Source organism: Klebsiella sp. CB_Kp196 (genome assembly GCF_040061575.1).
GTDB lineage: Bacteria > Pseudomonadota > Gammaproteobacteria > Enterobacterales > Enterobacteriaceae > Klebsiella > Klebsiella michiganensis.
In genome coordinates, this window is the sequence record NZ_JBEAFH010000052.1 from 52,964 (window position 1) to 76,488 (window position 23,525).

General features: G+C 53.5%; 32 protein-coding genes. 29 read left to right on the forward strand and 3 right to left on the reverse strand.

Annotated features, from left to right (window positions below; translation table 11 throughout):
- From ABLU87_RS17675 to ABLU87_RS17745, 15 genes are all read left to right on the forward strand, one after another.
- Positions 1–447, forward strand: coding sequence for a transglycosylase SLT domain-containing protein (locus tag ABLU87_RS17675; protein WP_227633881.1), 447 nt, complete (start codon positions 1–3; stop codon positions 445–447).
- The gene (traD, locus tag ABLU87_RS17680; RefSeq protein ID WP_122117217.1) at positions 444–2,462 is read left to right on the forward strand and encodes a type IV conjugative transfer system coupling protein TraD; all 2,019 of its coding nucleotides are present in this window, start codon (positions 444–446) and stop codon (positions 2,460–2,462) included. Before ABLU87_RS17675 ends, traD begins: the two co-directional genes overlap by 4 nt.
- Positions 2,459–3,091: a DUF4400 domain-containing protein gene (locus ABLU87_RS17685; protein WP_122117218.1), complete on the forward strand. Its 633-nt coding sequence runs from the start codon at positions 2,459–2,461 to the stop codon at positions 3,089–3,091. The genes traD and ABLU87_RS17685 overlap by 4 nt, the downstream gene beginning before the upstream one ends.
- Positions 3,092–3,303: 212 nt before the next feature.
- Positions 3,304–3,492 (forward strand): hypothetical protein, encoded by a 189-nt coding sequence (locus tag ABLU87_RS17690; protein ID WP_032734411.1) that lies wholly within the window; start codon positions 3,304–3,306, stop codon positions 3,490–3,492.
- Positions 3,493–3,511: 19 nt separating this feature from the next.
- The gene (locus ABLU87_RS17695) at positions 3,512–5,113 is read left to right on the forward strand and encodes an anti-phage dCTP deaminase (protein ID WP_122117219.1); all 1,602 of its coding nucleotides are present in this window, start codon (positions 3,512–3,514) and stop codon (positions 5,111–5,113) included.
- Positions 5,114–5,287: 174 nt separating this feature from the next.
- Positions 5,288–5,596 (forward strand): RAQPRD family integrative conjugative element protein, encoded by a 309-nt coding sequence (locus ABLU87_RS17700; protein WP_122117220.1) that lies wholly within the window; start codon positions 5,288–5,290, stop codon positions 5,594–5,596.
- Positions 5,589–5,822: a TIGR03758 family integrating conjugative element protein gene (locus ABLU87_RS17705; protein ID WP_009654440.1), complete on the forward strand. Its 234-nt coding sequence runs from the start codon at positions 5,589–5,591 to the stop codon at positions 5,820–5,822. The genes ABLU87_RS17700 and ABLU87_RS17705 overlap by 8 nt, the downstream gene beginning before the upstream one ends.
- Before the next feature lie 9 nt (positions 5,823–5,831).
- Positions 5,832–6,149, forward strand: a complete 318-nt coding sequence (locus ABLU87_RS17710) for a TIGR03745 family integrating conjugative element membrane protein (RefSeq protein ID WP_001267431.1) — start codon at positions 5,832–5,834, stop codon at positions 6,147–6,149.
- Position 6,150: 1 nt separating this feature from the next.
- On the forward strand, positions 6,151–6,504 hold the full coding sequence (locus tag ABLU87_RS17715; protein WP_122117221.1) for a TIGR03750 family conjugal transfer protein: 354 nt from the start codon (positions 6,151–6,153) through the stop codon (positions 6,502–6,504).
- Entirely contained in the window at positions 6,501–7,160 is a 660-nt protein-coding gene (locus tag ABLU87_RS17720; protein ID WP_122117222.1) for a PFL_4703 family integrating conjugative element protein, read from the forward strand. The genes ABLU87_RS17715 and ABLU87_RS17720 overlap by 4 nt, the downstream gene beginning before the upstream one ends.
- On the forward strand, positions 7,157–7,924 hold the full coding sequence (locus tag ABLU87_RS17725; protein WP_122117223.1) for a TIGR03749 family integrating conjugative element protein: 768 nt from the start codon (positions 7,157–7,159) through the stop codon (positions 7,922–7,924). The genes ABLU87_RS17720 and ABLU87_RS17725 overlap by 4 nt, the downstream gene beginning before the upstream one ends.
- Positions 7,921–9,216, forward strand: coding sequence for a TIGR03752 family integrating conjugative element protein (locus ABLU87_RS17730; protein ID WP_122117224.1), 1,296 nt, complete (start codon positions 7,921–7,923; stop codon positions 9,214–9,216). Before ABLU87_RS17725 ends, ABLU87_RS17730 begins: the two co-directional genes overlap by 4 nt.
- Positions 9,213–9,572, forward strand: coding sequence for a TIGR03751 family conjugal transfer lipoprotein (locus ABLU87_RS17735; RefSeq protein WP_122117225.1), 360 nt, complete (start codon positions 9,213–9,215; stop codon positions 9,570–9,572). The genes ABLU87_RS17730 and ABLU87_RS17735 overlap by 4 nt, the downstream gene beginning before the upstream one ends.
- A complete protein-coding gene (locus ABLU87_RS17740; RefSeq protein ID WP_122117226.1) occupies positions 9,569–12,208 on the forward strand; it encodes a conjugative transfer ATPase in 2,640 nt (879 codons plus the stop codon). Before ABLU87_RS17735 ends, ABLU87_RS17740 begins: the two co-directional genes overlap by 4 nt.
- 153 nt (positions 12,209–12,361) lie before the next feature.
- Entirely contained in the window at positions 12,362–13,357 is a 996-nt protein-coding gene (locus ABLU87_RS17745) for a restriction endonuclease (RefSeq protein ID WP_196942036.1), read from the forward strand.
- On the opposite strand, the gene ABLU87_RS17750 is transcribed toward ABLU87_RS17745, so the two are convergent.
- Both ABLU87_RS17750 and ABLU87_RS17755 read right to left on the reverse strand, forming a co-directional pair.
- Complete coding sequence (locus ABLU87_RS17750; protein ID WP_049009560.1) at positions 13,350–13,571, reverse strand: helix-turn-helix transcriptional regulator; 222 nt, start codon at positions 13,569–13,571, stop codon at positions 13,350–13,352. The genes ABLU87_RS17745 and ABLU87_RS17750 overlap by 8 nt on opposite strands.
- A gap of 39 nt (positions 13,572–13,610) precedes the next feature.
- Positions 13,611–13,874 carry a helix-turn-helix transcriptional regulator gene (locus tag ABLU87_RS17755; RefSeq protein ID WP_049009561.1) on the reverse strand — a complete coding sequence of 88 codons (264 nt, stop codon included), beginning with the start codon at positions 13,872–13,874 and terminating at the stop codon, positions 13,611–13,613.
- A gap of 107 nt (positions 13,875–13,981) precedes the next feature.
- Here ABLU87_RS17755 and ABLU87_RS17760 point away from each other — a divergent pair, with 107 nt between their 5' ends.
- From ABLU87_RS17760 to ABLU87_RS17825, 14 genes are all read left to right on the forward strand, one after another.
- Positions 13,982–14,257 carry a helix-turn-helix transcriptional regulator gene (locus ABLU87_RS17760; protein WP_009654445.1) on the forward strand — a complete coding sequence of 92 codons (276 nt, stop codon included), beginning with the start codon at positions 13,982–13,984 and terminating at the stop codon, positions 14,255–14,257.
- Positions 14,258–14,369: 112 nt separating this feature from the next.
- Entirely contained in the window at positions 14,370–14,891 is a 522-nt protein-coding gene (locus tag ABLU87_RS17765) for a PTS glucitol/sorbitol transporter subunit IIC (RefSeq protein WP_009654432.1), read from the forward strand.
- Positions 14,888–15,262, forward strand: a complete 375-nt coding sequence (locus ABLU87_RS17770) for a PTS glucitol/sorbitol transporter subunit IIA (RefSeq protein ID WP_122117043.1) — start codon at positions 14,888–14,890, stop codon at positions 15,260–15,262. Before ABLU87_RS17765 ends, ABLU87_RS17770 begins: the two co-directional genes overlap by 4 nt.
- Entirely contained in the window at positions 15,259–16,239 is a 981-nt protein-coding gene (locus tag ABLU87_RS17775) for a PTS glucitol/sorbitol transporter subunit IIB (protein WP_122117042.1), read from the forward strand. Before ABLU87_RS17770 ends, ABLU87_RS17775 begins: the two co-directional genes overlap by 4 nt.
- A 10-nt stretch (positions 16,240–16,249) precedes the next feature.
- A complete protein-coding gene (locus ABLU87_RS17780) occupies positions 16,250–17,278 on the forward strand; it encodes a Gfo/Idh/MocA family oxidoreductase (protein ID WP_122117041.1) in 1,029 nt (342 codons plus the stop codon).
- 155 nt (positions 17,279–17,433) lie between these two features.
- Positions 17,434–17,583, forward strand: coding sequence for a hypothetical protein (locus ABLU87_RS17785; RefSeq protein ID WP_348865993.1), 150 nt, complete (start codon positions 17,434–17,436; stop codon positions 17,581–17,583).
- A gap of 1,449 nt (positions 17,584–19,032) precedes the next feature.
- Positions 19,033–19,455, forward strand: a complete 423-nt coding sequence (locus tag ABLU87_RS17790) for a hypothetical protein (RefSeq protein WP_122117038.1) — start codon at positions 19,033–19,035, stop codon at positions 19,453–19,455.
- A 50-nt stretch (positions 19,456–19,505) separates the two neighbouring features.
- Positions 19,506–19,853: a hypothetical protein gene (locus tag ABLU87_RS17795; RefSeq protein WP_122117037.1), complete on the forward strand. Its 348-nt coding sequence runs from the start codon at positions 19,506–19,508 to the stop codon at positions 19,851–19,853.
- A 43-nt stretch (positions 19,854–19,896) separates the two neighbouring features.
- On the forward strand, positions 19,897–20,424 hold the full coding sequence (locus ABLU87_RS17800) for a hypothetical protein (RefSeq protein WP_122117036.1): 528 nt from the start codon (positions 19,897–19,899) through the stop codon (positions 20,422–20,424).
- A gap of 37 nt (positions 20,425–20,461) precedes the next feature.
- On the forward strand, positions 20,462–20,683 hold the full coding sequence (locus ABLU87_RS17805) for a hypothetical protein (protein WP_122117035.1): 222 nt from the start codon (positions 20,462–20,464) through the stop codon (positions 20,681–20,683).
- A gap of 188 nt (positions 20,684–20,871) precedes the next feature.
- The gene (locus ABLU87_RS17810; protein WP_183129321.1) at positions 20,872–21,009 is read left to right on the forward strand and encodes a hypothetical protein; all 138 of its coding nucleotides are present in this window, start codon (positions 20,872–20,874) and stop codon (positions 21,007–21,009) included.
- 127 nt (positions 21,010–21,136) lie between these two features.
- The gene (locus ABLU87_RS17815; protein WP_196942037.1) at positions 21,137–21,379 is read left to right on the forward strand and encodes a hypothetical protein; all 243 of its coding nucleotides are present in this window, start codon (positions 21,137–21,139) and stop codon (positions 21,377–21,379) included.
- 421 nt (positions 21,380–21,800) lie between these two features.
- On the forward strand, positions 21,801–22,259 hold the full coding sequence (locus ABLU87_RS17820; RefSeq protein ID WP_122117034.1) for a hypothetical protein: 459 nt from the start codon (positions 21,801–21,803) through the stop codon (positions 22,257–22,259).
- On the forward strand, positions 22,249–22,527 hold the full coding sequence (locus tag ABLU87_RS17825; RefSeq protein ID WP_122117033.1) for a hypothetical protein: 279 nt from the start codon (positions 22,249–22,251) through the stop codon (positions 22,525–22,527). The genes ABLU87_RS17820 and ABLU87_RS17825 overlap by 11 nt, the downstream gene beginning before the upstream one ends.
- Before the next feature lie 18 nt (positions 22,528–22,545).
- On the opposite strand, the gene ABLU87_RS17830 is transcribed toward ABLU87_RS17825, so the two are convergent.
- Entirely contained in the window at positions 22,546–23,502 is a 957-nt protein-coding gene (locus tag ABLU87_RS17830) for a ParB/Srx family N-terminal domain-containing protein (RefSeq protein WP_227633882.1), read from the reverse strand.
- Positions 23,503–23,525: the final 23 nt, after the last annotated feature.

The following is a 23,525-nucleotide window of genomic DNA, read 5'->3' on the forward strand; positions in this document are numbered from 1 at the left end:
TTGCGCGCCGCAAAAAATTACCGCGTGCCGCCGGAACTGCTGTGGGCCGTCACACAAACCGAAAGCGGGGCGAACCTGAGCGGCAGGCATCTCCCATGGCCGTGGACGCTCAATATCAAAGGTACCGGCTACCGCTACGCCAGCCGGGAGCAGGCCTGTCAGGCGCTGCTGGCCGCCATCCGCCGTACCAGCCCGAAGCGCATTGACGTGGGGCTCGGGCAGATCAATATCGGCTGGCACCGGGCGTATTTTGACTCTCCCTGCGACGCCCTGCATCCCCTGCACAACCTGTCGCTCACCGCGCAACTGCTGCGTAAGCGCTACGATGAACGCCCCGGAAGCTGGCTCAATGCCGCAGCCCGATATCACCGCCCTGCAGGCGGCGCGCCCGCTGCACGCTACCGTAAGCTGGTCAGCCGCCACCTGCAACAGGCCGCTCCGCCATGAGCCGTTACGCGCTGGAAGCGCTGCTTCGCCCGCCCGTGGAGTTTTACAGCACCGTCACCGCTGGCTGTGGTGCATTAATCTGCCTGACGCAGGCCCCGCTGCTGATGCTGACACCGTGGCAGGCCCACCTGCTTGCATGCGCCCTGTTGCTGCTGGCCCTGCGACGTGGCTGGCAGGGCTGGCACATCGTGCGCTACCACCGTAACCTCCTGCGCCTGCCGCGCTACGCGCTCACCAGCCGGAAAGTCCCGGTTAGCCGCCAGAGGCTGTTTCTCGGTAAAGGCTTCCGCTGGCAGCCTATCCACACCCAGCGTCTGTACGATTGCCTGCAACCGGAAGCCGCACGCTGGCTGCGCCCGGGATGGTGTTACCGCCTGGCAAGACACATCGAAAAACGCAGCGAACATACTCTGCCCGGCCTTTCCCGCCTGCTCAGCGCCGATCGCTGGCTGAACCCGGTGCGCCCGCTGCCGCCCGTCGGCGGCAATCCGTGGCTGCATGGAGTAGAACTGAAAGAGTACGACGTCACCCTGCCGCTCAGCGAACGCCCCGGCCACACGCTGGTGCTTGGCACCACCCGCGTCGGCAAAACCCGGCTGGCGGAACTGCTTGCCACTCAGGACATCCGTCGCGGTGAGGTGGTAATCGTTTTCGATCCGAAGGGCGATGCCGACCTGCTGAAGCGTCTGTGGACAGAGGCGCAGCGCGCCGGACGCGGCGACCGCTTTATTCTGTTCCATCTGGCCTACCCGGAGATCTCCGCCCGCTACAACGCCATCGGGCGCTTTGGCCGCATTTCGGAAGTGGCGTCGCGCCTCACCGGACAGCTTTCCGGCGAAGGTAACTCGGCGGCCTTTCGCGAGTTCGCCTGGCGCTTTGTCAATATCATCGCCCGCGCCCTGGTGGCGCTCGGTCAGCGCCCCGACTATCAGTTAATTTCCCGCCACGTCGTCAATATCGATGCCCTGTTTATCGACTATGCCCGCATCGTGCTGCCACGCCACAACGCGCGGGCGTGGGAAGTGGTGGCGCAACTGGCGGAGCGCGTTAACGACAAAAACACGCCGCGCCATATGCTGGGACGCGATCCTCACGTAGTGGCGCTGGAACAGTACCTCAACGCGGAGAAATTCTACGATCCGATCCTCGATGGGCTGCTCTCGGCGGTGCGCTATGACAAAACCTATTTCGACAAGATTGTCGCCTCGCTGCTGCCGTTGCTGGAAAAGCTGACCACCGGCACGCTCGCCGCCCTGCTCGCCCCGGACTACCACGATCTGGACGACACGCGTCCGATCCTCGACTGGCAGCAGGCGATCCGCCAGAAAGCGGTGGTGTATGTCGGGCTGGACGCGCTCTCCGATGCGGTGGTCGCTGCCGCCGTCGGCAATTCGATGTTTGCCGATCTGGTGAGTGTCGCCGGGCATCTCTACAAATTTGGCCTCAACGAAGGACTACCCACCAGCAGTGAAAAACAGCCGCCCATCAACCTGCACTGCGATGAGTTTAACGAACTGATGGGCGAGGAGTTTATTCCACTGGTCAACAAAGGCGGCGGCGCGGGTATTCAGGTCACCGCCTACACCCAGACGCTAAGTGATATTCAGGCACGCATCGGCAGCGCGCCCAAGGCAGACCAGGTGGTGGGTAACTTCAACAACCTGATTATGCTGCGGGTGCGCGAAACCGCCACCGCTGAACTGCTGACAAAGCAACTGCCGCAGGTGGAAGTGCGCAGCCGACAGGTTAGCTCCGGCGTCACCGACACGCCGGGCGGCACCAACAGCTTCAGCAGCAACACCCGCGAGCAGGTAGTTACCCGCAATGTACCGCTGCTGGATACCGCCGCGCTGATCCAGCTTCCCAAAGGCCAGGCTTTTGCCCTGCTTGAGGGCGGACGGTTGTGGAAAATCCGCCTGCCGCTGCCCGTAACGGATAAGCACTGCCCGTTGCCGGAGTCTGTCGCGCAACTGGCGGCCTGGATGCAGGCTCGCCAGCAGGGGCTGCCGGAATGAGTGAGCAACGGGCCCCACCTTCGTCTCCACCACAAGGACCGATTGGCTGGCTGCTGTCGCTGTCCGGAAGGTTAATCGGGTTGGTTATTGGTGCGCTGGTGCTGCGCGTAGTACTGGAACTGGCGGGGCTCTATTTCTGGTGGCCACAGGAGGGAAGCAGGCATGTTTTTCAGGTGATGAGACAAGAGCGGGTGGAACTGGTTATTGCGTTGCAATCGCATCCGCTGGGGAATGAAATTCTGGTGCTGCTGGAAAAAGGGACAACTCGTGTACTTATGGCCAACAGGCTCCTGCAAAAACCGTTCACCGCCCTGGCCTATACGCTGGTGAGTTTTATGCAGCGCCTGGTATGGCTTGCCGCTATGCTCCCCCTGATTTGCCTGTGTGTTGTAATCGGGCTAACCGAAGGGCTGGTTCAACGGGACTTGAGGCGCTTTGGCTCCGGGCTGGAATCGGTTTTTTTCCACCGTTATGTCATCAGGTCAGGCAGTTCAGTCGCCACCACGCTGTGGGTGGTTTATCTGGCTCAGCCACTGTTTCTGCCTGCGATACTGCTTTTATTACCTGCCGCCTTATGGTCCGGGATAACGGTATGGATGGCCGCCGGGAGTTTTAAGCGTTGGTTATAAAAACAATAAAATATCAAAAAAATCATACCATTACATTAATAAAATTTCATTGTATACATCAAAAGTTGTACTTAGTTGGAACCAGTTGCACAAGGATGTACTAATCGAATGGACAAAGGAGGATTATAGGATTATAGGTGTAATAGCTTACAGCGTAATCCTTGACATAAACTTGGGGATTTGTACTATGCACTGCGCTTACAGGAGGAAGTATGTCAGTTGAAAACGAAGGTGTTGTGTACGTCAATTTTAAATCAGTCTCACAAAGTTCTGATTGTGAGAAGACGGTTTTTGAAGGATATGATATGGCTATCCATTCAACGATAGTAACTATCGAAGAATACGAAAGAAAAAAAATCATAGATGAATTAGTGGAACGGGCTGAAAGTAAAATTTGGTAAATAATTGGTGTAATCGCAAATGACGAACGCAGCAATCGCGGTAAAAGACTCAAAAAAACAGTCGATGGATGATTCGACAGAAAAGAAATCCATCGATTTCATAAGATCAAGGCAGTCAAAAACTCTTATCATTGGTATATGTGGTACAGTTGGTTCTGGATTTAGATCTCTCGTTGAGACTGTAAAGGCAGAATTAGATATTTATGATTATGATACTCATACTATTAGAGTTAGTGACATAATCATTGACCTCTCCAAGAAACATCCAAATCTTGTTGAACTACTTATCCGCAATGCGGCAGAACGTTACCTACAATTACAAAGCCAAGGTAACTTAATTAGAGATAAAATAGAAACCACTTATTTATCCCAAGCAGTGATTAGCGAAATAACTAGGATAAAAGCTGAAATTAAGAAAAAGAACAATATTGATCTTGAAAAAAAAGATATTGGTAAAGTCGCATTTATTATTGACCAACTAAAACATCCTCACGAAGTTGAGTTACTCAGATTAATATATCCGCATAATTTTTATTTATTTGGAATGCTTAGAAGTGAAAGTGAAAGAATTATAAATTTAAGGGATGAGGGCATATCAACAAATGATATATACAAGATCATCACTGAAGATAAAAAATCCGAGAAGAAGACAGGTCAACAAACTGAAAAAACAATTTTAGACTCTGATTTTTTTATAAATAATAACTCTGGTAATAAGTCACTACAAAAGCAAGCAATTTCACGATGCATTGCACTGATTCATGGTAAAAATGGTATAACTCCAACCCGTGATGAAAAAGGCATGTATACAGCTTTTTCTGCTTCTCTAACATCTGCTTGTTTATCAAGACAAGTCGGAGCAGCAATTTTAAACGATGATGGCGATATTATAGCTACTGGACGTAATGATGTCCCTAAACCTTTTGGCGGGCTATATTATGAAACAGGGAACATTGCAGATGATCATCGCTGCATCCATAAAGGAGGCCACTGTTTCAATGATGAACATAAGAATAAAATTAGAGAGAAATTTGAATCAATACTAAAAAACTATAACATTTTCACTCACGAAGAACCTAAATCATCTGAAGATGAACTAACTTCTTCTCCAAAACCGGTATCACCTAGCGAGATTGCTAATCTGTTATTCAATGAGACACCTGTGTCTTCTATAATAGAGTACTCAAGAGCAATCCACGCAGAAATGGATGCAATTACTTCATTAGCAAGAAATCCTAGTGAAAGCACAAAAGATAAAATATTATATTCTACGACATATCCCTGCCATAATTGCGCACGACATATTGTAGCATCAGGAATCAAAAAAGTTGTTTTCATCGAGCCTTACGAAAAAAGTTTAGCATTGCGATTACATAATGATGCCATTACTGAGCTAAATGAAGCTTACAAGGTAAATTTTGTGTTATTTGAAGGGGTATCACCAAGACGATATCAAAAATTTTTCTTGGCTACTGGAGATAGAAAAGACAAAAATGGAAAAGCTAAACTATTAACATCTAAATATGGAAATCATATAGATATCCAATTTCTTGATGCTCCAGATGATTATGAATTGAAAATTCATGAAGATTTCACGAAAAGTTTCTCGACATCTGATTAACTTATCATTATGGCTCGCAAAAGTGTTGATGCGAGCCCCTATAAAACACAACTCATTGTTTTAATTGAACTTAAGTATATAGATTAAACATCTTTTATTTTTCACTAATAATTCTCAGATCTCATCTGATTGAATATTTTTTATTATCACTCCGATATCCACGGAGTGATATAAATGAACAGAATTACACTACTAAATGTATCTATTCTTCTTTTCCAAGGAGTTGCAATCGCCTCTCCGGAATCCACCCAGCTCGCCCTTGCGTTGAAGCAACTCGACGGCGTAAAAACCTCGTTGGAACGCGCCCGGAGCAGCGCCAGCACCGATCCACAGTCGCGCTACTTCTTCGACTACTTACAGGCGCAGCAGGATATTACCGCCGTTGAACAGGGCATCCGCCGTTACCTTACCCCGGCAAGAGCGCAGCCACGTGCCGTCCAGCCTCTAAGCGCCAGCTACCAGCGGGAGCATCTCGATGACTGACTCGCAACTCGCCGCCTTTCAGGCCGCCAGCCTGAGCAAACCGGAGACCGTCAGCCTGCTGGTGCTCGGCCTGTTTACCAGCGCCCTGCTGCTGTGGTGTGCCTGGACGCTGCTGGTCGCCTGGCAGGGCGTCTGCCGCCAGCGCCTGAGCTGGCAGAGTTTTGGCGCGGTGGCGGCACGTTCACTGTTACTGGTGCTGGTCAGCTTCTGGCTGGTACTGAGCTGAGGAGGCATCATGCGCTGGCTTCTGTTATTGCTGTTCGCCACATTTAACGCCCTCGCCGATCTGCCTACGATGGAAGATCCCTCGCGCGGCCAGGGCCAGGGCATTATGGAGACGCTGCAAAACTACGGATTTGACATCGTGGTGCTGCTAGCGCTGGCCATCTGCGCCGTCGGTTTTTTGGTGGTGGCGAACAACTGCATTGCCACCTACTCGGAGATCCAGAGCGGGCGCAAGCAGTGGAAAGATCTGGGCTCGATGGCGGGCGTCGGCAGCATTCTGTTGGTGGTTATCATCTGGCTGCTCAACCAGGCTTCGGACGTCCTATAATATGGCGAGCATCCCCTTTCTCCCCGACCGCCTCAACCGCGAGCCCGTGGTCTGGCGCGGCCTGACCACCAGCGAACTGTTTCTGGCGCTGGCTCTCGGTCTTAGCGTCGGCTGCGCGTTCGGCATTCTGCTCGCCCTGATAACCCATTACTGGCCGTTGATCCCCGGTTCAGCGCTGGCAGGTGCGGCATTACTGATTCAGGGCGGCGGACGCATCCTGGCCCGTGCCAAACGTGGCAAGCCCGACAGCTGGCTACCGCAGGCGATTCTTGCCTGGCTGGAACGTCATCATCTTCGCGGCGCACAACTGGTGCAGCACAGTACCGAATGGGTAGTGCGCAGGAGTCCGCGATGAGCCGCTTTCGCCACGCGCTGGCCGAGCGCGATAACCATATCCTGACGCTGCGTGCAGTGATTGTTCTGCTGTGCCTGTGCCTGGCGGGCATCGGCTACGGCTGGTACAGCGCGCCGCAAAAGCTCACCCTCTGGTTCCCGCCGGACCTGCGCAGCGGCAGCACTCGTCCGTGGTGGGAGGTGCCGCCCGCCAGCGTCTACGCCTTCACCTTTTATATCTTCCAGCAGCTTAACCGCTGGCCGGACAACGGCGAGGAGGACTATTCCCGCAACCTCCGCTCGCTGCGCGCCTACCTGACGCCCGCCTGTTACACCCGCCTGGAGCATGATTTTCAGGTGCGTCGCAACGGTGGTGAACTGCGCGAACGCACGCGCGGCGTGTATGAACTGCCGGGCCACGGCTACAGCAGCCTGGTACATGATGGTGATAAACACCCTGTCCCGCGCGTCGAGACCTTAAGTCAGGACGCCTGGCGGGTAACGCTGGACGTGGCGGTTGAAGAGTATTACCAGAACGAGCCGGTGAAAAAAGCGCTGGTGCGCTACCCGTTGCAGGTGGTGCGCTACGCCATTGATGCGGAGAAAAACCCGTGGGGACTGGCGATCGACTGTACCGATGCCACTCCGCAGCGTCTGGTAGCGGAGGAGAAACAATGAAATACCTCTTCTTTGCTTTGTTATTCAGTCTCCCGGCCTTCGCCACGGAAGTGGTACAGTGGGAAAACATCCCGCTACCCGTCGCGCTGCATGTCGGGCAGGAGCGGATTGTCGACGTGGGTAAAGCAGTGCGCATCGGTTATCCCGCCACGCTGGAAGGCAAAGTGCGTCTGCAAAGCGCGGGCGGCAAGGTCTTCCTGCTGGCAAATACGGCGTTCCCGGCCACCCGAATCCAGCTACGAGATACTGAAAGCGGCGGGCTGATCCTGCTGGATATTCATGCCATCCCGGACGCTTCGCCACTTGAACCCGTGAAAATTAGCTATGCGCCGCAGACGCCTACCACAGCAAAAACGTCCGTCCCGGTGACAGCATCAACCGAGCCCCTGCCCATTCTGCTGGTACGCTATGCCGCGCAGAACCTGTATGCCCCGCTGCGCACCGTTGAAGCTCTGCCCGGCGTCACGCCCGCGCCCGTCCGGCTGGCAAAACGCATCACCACCTTGCTGACTCAGCAGCCTGTTACGGCGACTCCACTGGCAGCATGGCAGGTCAACGCCACCACCGTCACCGCCATCCGCCTGCAAAACCAGAGCGGACAGCGCATCACGCTCGATCCGCGCGAGCTTCAGGGGCAGTTCACCGCCGCCGCGTTCCAGCATGACTGGCTCGGCCCGCGTGGTCTGGCAGAAGATACCACCGTGGTGTACCTGGTGACGGAAGGCCCAGTTTCCCGCGCCCTGCTGCCGGAGCCGAAACCATGATGCCGCACCAGAGTCTCCTGCTGAAAATCCTGCTGCCCGTGATTGTGCTGGTAACGGTATGGCTGCTGCTGCGTCCCGCCAGCAAAAACACCACTGAGAAATCCCCGTCCCGCAGCGTGGCAGCATTAACGCCGCAGGAACTGCGCGATCTGGGCATCGATGGCGACACGCCTGCCGATACCGTCGCCACGCTGGTCGGCCAGATGAAGGAGTACCGCCGCGAGCTTCAGGCTATCCAGAGCGATAATGAAAGCCAGCAGGCGCGCGAAAAGCGACTGAAAGCACAGCAGGCGACGCTGGTATCAGAGTTACGCGGGGATATGCGCAGGCAGCAGGACCAGATGCGCGATGAACTACTAAAAAGCCAGCGGGGATTGCTGGATAAGCTCGACCATCTGATGGCCAAGCGCCCGGACGATATCCCGCCCGGTCTGGGGCTGACGCCCGGCGAACTACCTGCCGACGTACAGCCAGATATCCGCTGGCTGGAGCCGCTGGATGCCCCCCCGCCAGTGGATGAAAAGCTGCTGCGCGTCCCTCTGAAAGCGGCAGACAAACCACTGCCAAAACCTGACGTGAAGGTTTACACCCTGCCGCAGAACACCACGCTGACCGGCTCGGTCGCCATGACGGCGCTGATTGGCCGCGTGCCGCTTAACGGCACCGTCAGCGATCCCTATCCGTTCAAATTGCTGATTGGCGAGGACAACCTCACCGCCAACGGCATCGAACTGCCGGACGTGACGGGCGCGGTGGTCTCCGGCATCGCTTCCGGCGACTGGACACTCTCCTGCGTGCGCGGGCAAATCACCTCCATGACCTTTGTGTTCCACGACGGCACCATCCGCACCGTCCCGCATGGCGGCAAATCCGGCAACAAACAGCAGGAGATCGGCTGGCTTTCGGATAACCAGGGACTGCCGTGTATTCCCGGCGAACGCAAAAGCAACGCGAAGGAGTACCTGACCTCGCAGTTCCTGCTGGCGGGTTCCGGCGCGGCGGCGCAGGCCTTCGCCAATGGTGAAAGCACCACCGTGGTGGAGGACGGGAGCATCACCAGCGCGGTGACGGGCAACAACGGTCAGTACGTGCTCGGCCAGGCCATCGGCGGCGGATTAAAAGAAACCGCCGACTGGATGAAACAGCACTACGGCCAGATGTTCGATGCCGTGTACGTGCCGCCGGGCCATAAGGTGGCGGTACATCTGACCGAACCGCTGACCATCGACTACGAGCCGGAAGGCCGCCAGGTGAAATACCAGCAGGTCAGCACGCCGGGGGGACTGGAATGATACGCACCCTGCTCATACTTCTGTTTTTGCTGGCCGGATGCAGCACCTCGCAGGAAGAGCTGATGCCGGTCGATCCTGATGCCAGCATGCTCTCGCTGTGGCAGCAGCAAAGCAGCGGCAGCGCGACTCTGCTGGATGCGCGCGCGCAGTTGCGCCGCCCGCCGGATGGTCCGGTGGCGCAACCTGAGGCGAACACCATTCGTAGCCAGTTTCCACGCCTGCCCAACCCGGATATGGTGTTGTACGTCTCCCCGCACCTTAACGGCAACACGCCGGTGCCTGGTTACAGCACCGTCTTCCCCTTCTACACCCGCCCGCAGTATGCATTGCCGGGCGAGCGCCTGACGCCGCCATGAGTGAACGGCGCGGCCTGACCGAACAGGCGCTGAATACCAGCTACCGCAAAGGCCCGTCGTTTGTGGACTGGCTGCCGTGGGTGGAATTTTTGCCGGAGTCACAGACGCTACTGCTGGAGGATGGCCGCTCGGTAGGTGCCGTATTTGAGCTAAATCCCGTTGGCACCGAAGGCCGCTCGACGGCTTTTCTGGAACAGGTGCGCGATACCGTCACCGATGCCTTACAGGATGCCTTTGATGAGCACGAACGTGCGCCGTGGGTAGTGCAGTTTTTCTGTCAGGATGAAGACGATAGCGAGGCTTGGCTGGCATCACTTTCGGCTTACGCCGCACCGGAAATCCGCGATTCCGTCTTTACCCGCGAGTGGCTCACACAGATGGCAAACCATATGGTGAATCTTACCCGCGATGAGGGGCTGTTTCTCGATAACACCGTCACCCGTACCCGGTGGCGGGCGACGTGGCGGCGCACACGGATGGTGGTGTACCGATGGCTTCCTGGACTTTCACCGGATGGGCCGTCGCCGGAAGAGACGCTGAATAATATCTGCGAACGCATTACCGCCGGGCTAAAAGCGGCGGGTATCAGCGCTATCCGCCAGAATGAGCAGGACATTCACCGCTGGCTGGTGCGCTGGTTTAACCCCTCGCCGCCCGTTGAAGATAAAAAAGCCTTCTGGCGACAACTGGATTTACCGCAAGATCAATCCCTGCCCGTCATCACTGACTTCGCCGAACGGCTGCTGGCAAGCGAACCGCACTCAGATGCGGAGAACGGCGTCTGGTGGCTGGATAACCGCCCGCATAAAGTGGTGGTCGTCGATCGACTGCGCAAAGCGCCGCCGCCCGGTCTGCTGACCGGGGAAACCCCGCGCGGCGACGGCATCAACGCCCTGTTCGACCTACTGCCTGCGGGAACCATCATGAACCTGACGGTGGTGGTATATCCGCAGGATAAGCTGGAGCAGCATATCAGCCATCTTTCCGGGCGGGCGATTGGCGACAATACCGATTCGGAATACACCCGCCGCGACTGCCACGAGGTACGCAGCTACCTGAAGGACGGACATAAACTGTACCGCAGCACGCTGGCGTTTTATCTGCACGCCTCCGATACCGATACCCTGTTTCGCCAGCAGCGCCAGTTGCACAGCCTGTTGCTGAATGCCGGACTGGTGCCAGTGCAGGAGCAGCACGAAGTGGCCCCACTCAGCCACTGGCTACGCTGGCTGCCGATGTGCTTTGATCCCCTGCGCGATCCTCGTGGGCTGTATACCCGCCTCAACTTCGTCCAGCATATCGCCGGGCTGCTGCCAGTGTACGGGCGGGAAACCGGCACCGGGCATCCGGGAGTTTGCTACTTCAACCGTGGCGGCGCGCCGCTGTGCTTCGATCCGCTGAACAAGCTGGACCGTGCGCAGAATGGGCACCTGCTGCTGCTCGGCCCGACCGGAGCGGGCAAATCCGCCACGCTGAACGCGAAAATCGCGCAACTAATGGCGCTGCATCGCCCGCGCCTGTTTATCATTGAGGCCGGGAACTCGTTCGGCCTGATGGCCGACTACGCCGCCGCCCACGGCCTGATGGTGAACAAAATCAGCCTGCGTCCCGGTTCCGGCGTCACCCTGCCCCTGTTTGCAGATGCATGGCGACTGGTGGAACAGGCCGTCAACGATGCCGAACCGCCGGAGGATGAAGAGAGCGAGGGCGACGACCAGCGAGACGTGCTCGGCGAAATGGAGATCACCGCCCGGCTGATGATCACCGGCGGCGAAGCAAAGGAGGATGCGCGCCTCACCCGGCCAGACAGGGCGATGATCCGCCAGGCGATTATCGCTGCCGCGCATACCTGCTACGAGGAAAAACGCCAGACGCTGACGCAAGATATCCGTGACGCACTATTCACTCTTTCCCGCGACAGCAGCCTGCCGGAAGTCCGCCGCCAGCGGGCATATGAAATGGCGGAATCCATCAACCTGTTCTGCGCGGGGTTTGAAGGCGAACTGTTTAACCGCGAAGGTCAGATGTGGCCGGAGGCGGATATCACTCTGGTGGATCTCGCCACCTTTGCCCGTGAGGGTTACGAAGCCCAGCTTGCCATCAGCTATATCTCGCTGATTAACCATATCAACAACCTTGGTGAGCGCGACCAGCATCTGGCCCGCCCTATCGTCAACATCACCGATGAGGCGCATATCATTACCGTTAACCCGCTGCTGGCGCGGTTTCTCACCAAGGGTTCGAAGATGTGGCGCAAACTCGGCATCTGGCTATGGCTCGCTACCCAGAACCTGGCGGATTTTCCTGACGAGGCGAAGAAACTGCTCAATATGATCGAGTGGTGGGAGCTGCTGGTAATGCCGTCGGAGGAGATTGAACAGGTTTGTCGGTTTAAGGCGCTGACCGAGGAACAGCGGCAACTGCTGCGCTCGGCAGTGAAGTCGCCGGGGCAGTATACCGAGGGCGTGGTGTTGTCGCCTCGGGTTGAGGCGCTGTTTCGGGTGGTGCCGCCAGCGCTGTATCTGGCGTTAGCTATGACCGAGAAGCATGAGAAAGCGGAGCGGATGCGGATTATGAAGGAGACGGGGTGTAGTGAGGTGGAGGCGGCTAGGCATATAATGTCACTCAATCGATAACGCTCGATTGTTTCTGAATATCATTTAATATTTTCATCATGTGTACAATATATCTCACCTATCTTTAAAATGACAACTATGTGACCTTAATAACTTTACCTAAGAGCTTTTTTGTAGATAATACACCTCACATCAAATAAAGTAACAAAGTCTATGAAAAGAAAACTAAAAAAGAACACAAAATTTATAGATGCAACCGAACTGACGCTTGAAGAATGGCTTAATATGATTTCGGTTGATCGGAGGGAGCGAGATTATGATATAATGGATTTTCAATTCCCAACCACCAAACATTTAGAAGAATACATTATCAACATTGATAAATATTCAGAAGACGATGTAAAAGATCTAATTTACAAATTTATAATTCCCACTGCATTTTTAGGCGGTGATGATATCATCAGAAACTGGGTTTTTGATAGTGGAAAATTTAACATCAGAGAAATATTCAACCATGAATCATTTCTTAAAAGATTAATTTCAGTAAATGAAAAAAATCCACCATGGCAATCTATCTCTTGGATTCTTGATTTACTACCCCAAAACCCTTATCAAGCAGTCAGTGTCGTTAATGCTTATGTGACAGCGCACATTAGGTTTCTGTCTGACAATGGATTTTATCGATGTGAGGATATTATTTCATTAATAAATGCAAAATTTATCAATCATCCACTGCCAACTAAAGATCTGATAAGAAAAATATCCTCACGTGATTTTGAACTTCTTTGTGGTTATTTATATAATAAAAAAGGATATGATGTTAACATCACTAAAAAAACTAGAGACGGTGGGTATGATATCATTGCAGAAAAAGGCAACGGAAGGGAACACGAGGTGCTTTATATTGAATGCAAACAAAAAGAAACTAAAGTCGGAGTAGAAATAGCTCGAAATGCTTTGGGTTTACTAAATATAAAAAACGCCACAAAATCAGTAATTATAACTAGTAATTATTTCACAAAAGATGCACTAAAAGCTTCACAAGAATCAAAGCGACTTGAACTCATTGACATAGATAATTTTGATAATGATATGCGAGAACATGTTGATCCAAGATGGGTTTATCGTATCGATGGATACATTAAAGAAATGAAAAACATTTCAAATAAAAACTTAATCCCCAATATTACCAATCAAGAATTTATTTAAATTCAAATAAACTCTTAATTTCAATTTCCAACCCTTGAGCCAAAACATTTATCACTTCAAGGGTTGGATTCCTTACCCCTCTCTCAATGCCGCTCACATAAGTACGATCAAGCCCACACTTATCCGCAAATGCTTCCTGAGACAGGCCTGACTGGAGCCTGAGTTTTTTGAGATGTGCGCCAAACTGCGCCTGAATACTGGATGTATTTTTCATCCAGATAAAATGAACTTACGTTGCTTATCAGACCACGGACTATGAGTCACAATCCGTTGATTCGCCGTCTTTTTCTGCGGTATCGTCGAACATAAATAAATGGCTGAGATCCATCCCCAGACCGTCTGAAATTGCACAAATGACAACAAGCGTGGGGTTCCTTACTCCTCGCTCAATGCCACTCATGTAGGTGCGATCGATGCCGCATTTATCAGCAAAAGCTTCCTGGGACAGTCCCATCTCATTGCGTAGCGCCCTGATTCTGTTGCCCAGTACCTTTTTGATTGATCCCGTATTTTCCATCTAGCCAGCATCAATCTTCGTTGATTATTGGTCCACGGACTATGAGTCACATAAAAAACGTGCTAGCATACATTTGTGACTCATAGTCAACAACAAAGGTAACCGAAATGGCTAAAAAAGACTGGCACCCCGCCGACATCGTTGCCGCCCTGCACAAACGCGGCACCAGTCTGGCGAAACTGTCGCGGGAAGCTGGGCTGGCCTCGTCAACGCTGTCGAATACCCTGACGCGCCCGTGGCCAAAAGGCGAGTGGCTGATTGCCATCGCGCTCGACGTGCATCCATCAGCGATCTGGCCCGGCCGTTACCTCAATTCCAGTAACAAACGCGAACCCCGAAAACCGCTTCAACCCATGACAACAACCGACAACTCCGGGACATAACGACCCGCGCTGTGAGTGGCAGGACGCATTAACCAACGACACCTGACAGGAGAGTTGTTTATGCACACCGAACCAGAACCAAACACCATCGCACTGAGTACAGGAGGCCGCCATGTTTCTGGTCTCCCTGGCTGAAGGCTTTATCCACCTGTTCCAGGCCGCAGGCAAAATCTTTCTCGACATGATGACCGGGCTTATCCCGATGCTCATCTGCCTGTTGCTGGCCATCAACTTCCTGATGAAGCTGGTCGGCACCGTCAGAATGGAGAAGGTCGCCGCCCTGCTTGGCCGCTCGCGCATCCTCACCTACGGCGTGCTGCCGGTACTCGGCTGGTTCTTTATGAGCAGCCCCGGCGCGCTGACGCTCGGTAAACTCCTGCCGGAGAAGAGCAAACCCGGCTATGAAGATGCACTCGGCACCACTGCCCACCCCCTCACCAGCCTGTTTCCACACGTGGTGCCGTCGGAGCTGTTTGTCTGGCTCGGCGTCGCCGCCGGGATTAAGGCGCTCGGCCTGCCCGTTACCTCGCTGGCCCTGCGTTATATCGCCGCCGCCATGCTGATTGGCCTGATACGCGGAATTATCACCGAGTACCTGTTCCTGCGGCTCAGCAAGCGGGGGAATGCGCCATGATGATTTACTGCGCACGTATTACTGCCATCGGGCTGTTTGTCGCCGATGGCCTGACCGACAAGATGCTCATCACATTCGATAGCAACGGGCCGAAAGACTGCATCGATTATTCCCTGTCGCTGGAGCCGTCGTTCCGGGAAGAGAGCCTGATGATACTCCCCGGCGACCGCCTGCTGCTGGCGGGCCATGATTATCTGGTGACCAGTGTTGGCAAGGGCGCTCAACAGGCGCTGTTTGAACTCAGCCACCTGACGCTGGTGTTCAATGGTGATCTGAATCCCTGCCACGTCGGGGCGGTTCACCTCTCCGGCCCGGTGCCGAACCTGCGTGACCTGCACGGTAACCTGGTGATAGAGGAGGGACGGCCATGAACACGGTACGGATTCCCCCCGGTCCCGGCGGCTACGGTAAAGGGCTGTGGCTGCCCGTTGCCAGCGGCAAAAAGGTGCTGTCGCTCACCGGACGGGAGATTCATCCGGTGGCGATAGAAATCGGCGCGCTCACCGAATCGGAAATCGTTAACGGCTTCGCCGATATCCCGCCGGATAACGACATCCTGTGCGTGGTGATTAACTGCGCCGGGTCCCTGCGCTGCGGCCTGTATCCGCAGAAGGGTATCCCGACCGTCAACGTGCTCCCCACCTGGCGGGCCGGACCGCTGGCGCACTTTATTACCGAGGATAACTACGTTTCCGGCGTCACGATAGAGCAACTGGTTCTGGTAGATACCGCCGAAGCCCCTGACGGTGAACCGGAGCCGGTGCCTGTCACTGCACCACAGGTTATCAGCACACCACCGCCTCCCCGTGGCGCGGAGAAACTGGTGCGCATGGTCGAGCAGACCGGTACCGCCGTCGGCCACGTTATCGCCCTGCTGTTCGCTGCCAGCCGCGAGGCGGTGGACGTGTCGCTGCGTAACGTTATCCCGTTTATGGCCTTTGTCTCGCTGCTGATTGCGCTGGTGCAGGAGACCACACTCGGCAGCCTGATTGCCCACGCCCTGACGCCGCTGGCGAACTCGTTGTGGGGGCTGGTGCTGCTCTCGCTCATCTGTGGCATTCCGTTCCTTTCCCCGGTGCTCGGGCCGGGCGCGGCCATCTCGCAGGTCATCGGCGTGATGATTGGTACGCAGATTGGCGCGGGTGCGATATCTCCGGCCTTCGCCCTGCCCGCCCTGTTTGCGATCAATGTGCTGGTCGGCTGCGACTTCGTGCCAGTAGGTCTTTCCATGCAGGAGGCAAAGCCGGAGACCATCGCAAAAGGTGTACCCGCCTTTCTGCTGTCGAGACAACTGACCGGACCGCTGGCCGTCATCATCGGCTGGCTGTTTTCCCTGGGCTTATTCTGAGGACTCAACGATGAACAAAATCAGAGCCGCCGTGGTCGGCGCAGGTATCTACGGCAAACACCATATGAACGCGTACCGCCATAACCCGGACACGGTGCTGGTCGCCATCTGCGAAACAGATGAGGAACGCTGTGACGACCTTGCCATGGCGTACGGGATCCAGGGCTACACACGGCTGGATCGGTTACTACAGCAGGAGGCTATTGATATCGTCTCGGTGGCAACACCTGACCCGTACCACACCGAATCCATCCTCACCGCCCTGCGCTACGGCAAACATGTGCTGGCGGAGAAACCGCTCGCCACCTCGGTACGCGAGTGTGAGCTTATCGTGGAGATGGCGCAGCAGCGGGACCTGCTGGTCGGCGTCGATTTCCACAAGCGCTGGGACCCGGCGGTGATGCGCATTAAGGCTGAACTGGAGAGGCCGGAAGCCGGGCGCATCCTGCGCGGGCATATCAGTATGGACGACGTGATAACGGTCCCGACGGCGTGGCTGGACTGGGCGGGCGCAAGCTCCCCGGTATGGTTCCTCGGCTCCCATTGTTTCGATCTGGTGCGGTATCTCTCCGGGCAGGAGGTGGTATCAGTGTATGCGGTGGGCCAGAAGCAACTGCTGGACGTGTGCGGGATAGACACCCACGACAGCGTACAGAGCCTGCTGACAATGGCCGATGGCAGTTCATGGGTGGTCGAGAATTCGTGGGTGCTGCCGGAGGGGTTTCCGAAGGACAACGACGGGCGCATCGAGATCCTCTGCGGGACGACATATATCCGCAGCACCTCACAGCATCGGGGACTGGAAATTACCACCCCGGACAAGACGCTCACGCCCAACAGCTACTTCATCAACTACCGCAACGGTGTCGCCAGCGGCTTTGGTATCGACCCCATCAATGACTTTGTGCGGGCGGTCAGGAACAGGTCACCGTACCCGGTCACCGCAGTTGACGGGCTGGCGGTAAGCCGGATCTGCGAGGCGGTGCATCTGAGTCTCGAAAGTCAAAAACCAGTGTCTGGACTGCCCCCATACTCGTAGACAAATTCTGTCCTCACGACGAGGCCTGCTCGAAGGCCTCCGGGCGCGGGCAGTCCAACCCCTTGCTTTACGCTCTGGATAAAGAGCGGCTAGCCGCTTGCTGGGCACTTTTTGAAAGTAATAACTAACCGCTAGTGGACGAACTGCTGAGCCTTGTGCCTGTCGATGATAGTAAGCCTGCGCCAGCAGAAAAACCGAAACTGCTGGAGTGCGTTCAAAAGATGGAAAACGAACTGCACGGTATGCACCAGATGCTGAACATTGCGGATCTGCGTGTGGAGTCCGGCAGTCTGATTGCTCACTAGTTGATGAACGGCGAGCAAAAGTCCTCCATTCTGTATGCCGGTGAGTATATTTGCTGGCACATGACCACGCCGCGAAGCCGAATGCCGAGGAATTTCGGTACTGGGAAGGCCAGCAGAAGGCAGAGCAAACAGCAGAAAGAGCATGTGCGCGGTTTCATGAGGAAGGGCATGGATGGGCGCGTATGAGCTTGAAGACGAAGCGAACCGTCTAATATTTGGTTAAATATTCCGAAATATGCGCCAAAATGAAGGGAATGTTTCTTGCTCAAAGAATAGTTTCACCTTATTTTTAGCGGTAAAATAATTAAATATTTACTAATACTTTCATTCGAATGTGTTTAATGGTGATACACAACATGACTAAAGTATCAGGAACGAATGTTCCTCCCGTAGCGCTCGCGCCTTTATCAGATGAACGCCCAAAAGAATTAAATGCAAACATTAATTTTTTGTGTGCTGCTATTGAATGTAGTTAACAAACCTCACCACAGCAATTAACAACAAAAATAACCCAGTATTTAACTCGGAATTATCAAAGTTTCTGGAATTGCAAAAAGGTTTCGGGGGAATCATCGATAACTTATTTAACGCGCTGGATACTGATAATGGAAAACAAGCATGACGATTACCCCGCTATCCCACGCGGCGCTTTGCTGAACTCGTGAACACGCGCTGCGTGTGCTGTTGGTGGGTGGCGCTCTATGCACTGGGGCTGATAAAGCTAGCGTATATCATGATGAATTATTACGGGGGTGATTAATGCGAAAATGTGCTTTCTTAACGACAGTGAAAAGAGTCCGGCACGAATTATATGAGATAAATCTGTAAATAACACACCAATGCAGATATGACGGAATATTTATTGTACTAGTTTGGCAGGGTGCGAGGTTTAAAAACACTCGAAAATAATATCAATGAGCAGTACGGTGAAATGAGTCACCGACACGGCGAAATGCCGAATTTGGTTAAATGGCTGAGATATATTTTCACAATTTAATAACCAACAGTCTCTCGCGTTAATTATTTATCGGAGAATTACACGGCATGGCGTTTTCAGGCAATTAAGGTAAACAAATGAAATTCGCAATTAAAACTATCACCGCCGCAGTTATCGTAGCGACCACTTTCACTGCCGCAGCTGCTGACCTGTCCCTAGCGCAGGCCGCGTATCAACACGCTGATCGCTATGCGAGCACTACTATTGCTACAGCTGGCGCGGCGCGTACCGTTGCAGCGGCAGATCTGCATAGTGCTCAACAAACAGCAGCTTACGCCGCAGCGAGTACACCGCACGCTCAACCCGTATCTCGTCCATATCTCGATGGCCATTGGAATGCACCACCGCTTGATTTGCAAGCGCTCCGCCCAGCGGCAGCAGACCTGGGTACTGGTCACACACGAATCTTATAACAGGCATATCGGCCATCGCCGGTATAAAGGAACTAAATCATGAAAACTTATAAAAAAGTAATTTTGGGCATCTTGATGCTTCTCTCCCTGCTCCCTCTGATGAACATCTTAACTTCTTACAGCGCTGGCTATGTGGCCGTGATGTTTCTCCTGATTGGTATTGGGTTCTGGTTCAACTGGAATTATGCCGGCGGCGAATGGCCGAACATGTCCTATCTACAGGCGTGCGGTATTGCACTGGGGCTGGCCGCAGGCGGAGTGTATATCAGCGTTGTAGCCCTTGCGGATCAGTATCATCGCAGCGTAGGTGAAGTTGTGCAGGTGCTCTTTGAAAGCTCTCCGCAGGTCTATTTCCAGCCTTTTATTATCACACCGATTTCGCTGCTGATCTGGCGCTGGTTGTTCAAAGAGCCTCGGCTGGCTCGCCAGAGCGCCGTAACCACCATCACCACCACTAACTAACGATTTGCCCGCTGCCGGGCTGATGGCGAGTTCTGAATATGGAAAAAGCAATGAAACTGATTAAAACCCTGATCGCCGCACTGCTGTTGACTGCTGGCGTAGCTCACGCCGACGGCGTTGATCTGACCCCTGCCGATTGTACCCACGCTAAAAAAGCCATGGAGGCCTATAACGCGAAGGTCACTAACAACCCGGAATACCGCCGGACGTTTGAAGACAAGGCCACGTATGCGTATGCACTGGCGTGCCAGTCTGCTGGATTGATTGACATCCCGATGTACCTGACGCAAGCGCCGGAAGCCTCCAAAGAGGTGCGCGAATATTGTGCTGATAACGCTCGCTCACGTGGCGAGGCAGAACGTTGCCTGGTATCAGGCAAGCTGGACTCTGAACAGTAACATTTTTAACCCGCTACCGTTGGTGGCTATTGAGGCAATGAATATGAATGCTTTCGTTCAAAAATGGGGCAAGAAAATTGGTGTGGCCGTGGTTGTAATGTTTGCGGCTAAAGGCGTTGGCATGATGCTGGGCAAATCAATGGCGGAGTCAAACCGCTCTACCTATAGCGTGAACGCACCAAAGACGGTGGAAGAGGCTTATCGAATCGGTGAGCAAACAATGATGGCGGCAATGAATAAACCCGCATCCGAGTTTTGTAAAGGCCAGGCGCAGGATTCCTTTACCGAACTGTCGAAAACAATCATCTTTCCTGATCCGGCTGCTATGACCGACTATCTGGCGAAAAGCTGTACCGGCGGCTCTGATATAGCTCGAAAAATGCGGGACGAGTGGGGTAGCAGTGCCCAGAAAATTAAATCCTCCGCTGCTGATTTATCAGAGAGCACGCAAAACATTGCAACAAAACTTAAAGGTCAGGGTATCGATGCAGATCTAGCGCTGCCGATAGCAATTCAGTACATCCACATGGTGCAAGTTGGCTACGAAATCGAAGCCCTGAAAGCACATTAATGCCTGCCCAGTGGTCAGGACATTTTGAGAGTAAACGATGAATAAGTTTTTTTGGGTAATTTTGGCCGCGCTCCTGGCGCAGACCACAGGAATCGCAATAGCGTGCGATATCGGCGCTGCCCGCATGGCTATCCAGTCGGCCCAGTCGAATGCTGATGACGCTGCCAGTGCTGATGATCTGGATGATGCTCAATCGTGTGCTGATGACGCGTCAAGTGATGCCAGCAGCGCAGAAATTTACCTTTCCGACTGCAACTGATTGGCCTTTTCTGTCCAAAAAGCAAATGGCACGCCACCATTACCGGCGAAAAGTAGCGTATTGATCATTAAGTAGATGCGCCTTGCGCCCCTCCCCGCCCAGCGGTGTGACGGGGGGGAAATTTTTTAAGGATTCAATATGTGTACTGGGCTTTTTGATAACGCCCGTCGCTACGCCGACGAAAAGAAATGAGATACCAACGTCTGAGCAAGTTCCTGGCCGCACGCGGTCTGTCCTTCTGGCATTTATTCCAGCTGGCTTGCGACTATAACGAGCGTCACTGGGCGCTTTATAACGAATTTAACGAACTGGAAAATCAGCAATGAAAAAAATTGATGATAGTAATCCCTCTGGCGACCGTAGCAACAGCACTGGCACATGCCATCAAAGCACACTATCGCGCACAACTGGAGCGCTCAGGCTGTACGTAAGTGACCGATTCAGATGGCTCTTGTGACATCCACAAAACCAAAGCGCAGAACGCCGCGCACGCGCCTAAGCTGCCCCCCTTACCAAGGCACATGGACTGTTACCCAGGAAGACGGTCAGGAGCTGCCGGGTCTGGTGTTCGGTGTGAACGGCTCCACCTACGGCGGCGACAAGGTTCAATGTTCCGCTTCCCCGGCGATCGCTGACGGTGCCCTGTTTTTTTACCCTGAAAAACAAAATGTCCTTTACCCTGAAAAAGAACGGTGAAGGCCGCTGGGTAAGCCCAGAGAGCATAGGCACCCTGAAACGCAAATGAGAGCCCTAATAACCCTTACGCTGGCGCTGGAGGTATGTATCCCTCCGGCGCACGCAAAACACGTCAAAAAAACAAACGCCACACAGAACTAGCTGGCCTGATAGGTGTAACCCGAACAGATGTTCTTCGAGCTGCTATGCAAATTCTGAATGGGTTGCCAGATGATAAGGTTGTGAGCATTCTGCGAACCCTTAAAGGCAGTAATATTATAACATCTCTGGCGGCAGCTTTGACCCAAAAGCGCGGCAAGTCCCGCCCTTATGGGCGGGGTAAGTTGCAAATGGTAGAAAAGAGCGATTCACCAGCCAATTCGGCACAATTTGAAGGGAATAACTGAATGCCCTCTTGCTGGTGGATGGGGCTTGCGGCAAAATGCTTTCGATCTTTTTTCAACTGGATGATCAGGAACGCAAATTGACTGCTAAATACCTGCGCATGATGAAGTCTGACACTGACGCTCTTCCCCTAGTGGAAACGGGCGCACGCGATTGTTTGACAGTGCGAACGGGTATTGATGGGCAAGTTGCGCCGGGAGAGGTCATTGACGTATTGCTGGATGAAAAGGGTAACTTCATACACCTGGCGCAGGGGTTGTCTCTGACGATTCCGCCAAAGGAGAATATCCCTCGGCATTTGTTCAAGCCAGCGCGTCGGCTTACGTGTTATGCGATCGCGTCGGCGGTTTTGGTTGAACATGAACACTTATTGTTCATTGAAGATAGCGAAACCCATGCTATCATTGCACCAAAGCATGATATGCACATTCAGGAATACGAAGCCCATTTGGCTGAGACACGACCTCTTTGGGAGGTACATAACAATGATCAATAAAGTGAACTACGAAAAAGCAATCAACCTCATTATCGCGCAGGGTGCGAGCCGTCAGGCTCTGTTTGCCATGTGTAATGATATGGTAAACGCCAACGGGCGTGATGGTGGCCATCTTGCGTATGAACTGTTGAACCATGCGTTAGATAGTGATCTCCCGGCTAACGTTGAGGATGTGGTACTGGATGTACTGGACGCGCTGAGCGGCCACTGTAACCCGGTCAGCTACATTGGTTCGGGGGATTATCACGTAGCTGCACAAGCCGCATAATCCCCGCCGAAAAACAAGTTAAAGGGCATCCGAAAGGGTGCCTTTTGTCGTTATGAGTGCCCCAGCTAAAAACAATGGAACTTCCCGCGCACCGCCCTGGCTATAATAAGGGCGGCGCACAATGTTTGGCACGATGTCCCAAATGTGGTCGCTATCTTCAAGGGGGATGCGGATATTTTCTTGATCGATAGCAAAATCCCGTTCCTGCAATTCGCTGAGCACCAGAAATGAAGGTGGGATTTCTTCTGCAATCGCTGCCTGTAAACGATAATGACCATCAAGAATAACAAATGATCCCAGCCCTGCTATATACCAGACAAGTACTGGAGGCAGCGCACCCTCCCGGCATTTTTTACGCCACCATTTCAACCTTCCGGCATCAGGTTGTATCGGATAACGCCCAAGTAGCAGGCTACCTCTCCACCACCAGTCCACTAATCTGACTTTGTCAGGATTGACCAAATCAGGAAAATCTTCGCCGTAGAGCGTCCAGCTACAGCCGATATTCCCGCTGCTTTCTGGGGCATCAAAACGCCAGCCATTTGCAGGAACACGCTGTCCGGATAATTTCGGTAATGAATATTTGGCCTCCATCGGCCTTATCAGCCATCGGCGAGGAGACAGAAGAGGCACTGGCGCATTCATTAATTGCCGGGAAAAATAGCGACACCATTCACCTGTCCAGGCCCGTTCGCCTTTGTTTTTAATTCCTTCAATATCTTCAGATGTGACAGCCGGTAATAATGTCTGGCAAGCGGAATGTTCGGCATTAAACACCAACCAGACACCAGAATGATCTTTCAACATCGATGCCCAGAATAATGTCTCCCCAGAGACCTGCAGCGCCATCCGCCCATAACGACCACTTAGCATTTCCATTGCCACGTCGGTCCTCTGGTTGCTCTTAAGTGTCAGCTCCAGGCCCTGCCAGTTATTATTGCGATCAAAAAGATCTTTCCACCAATATTGGGTCATTATCATCTTCCCTGATAAACAGA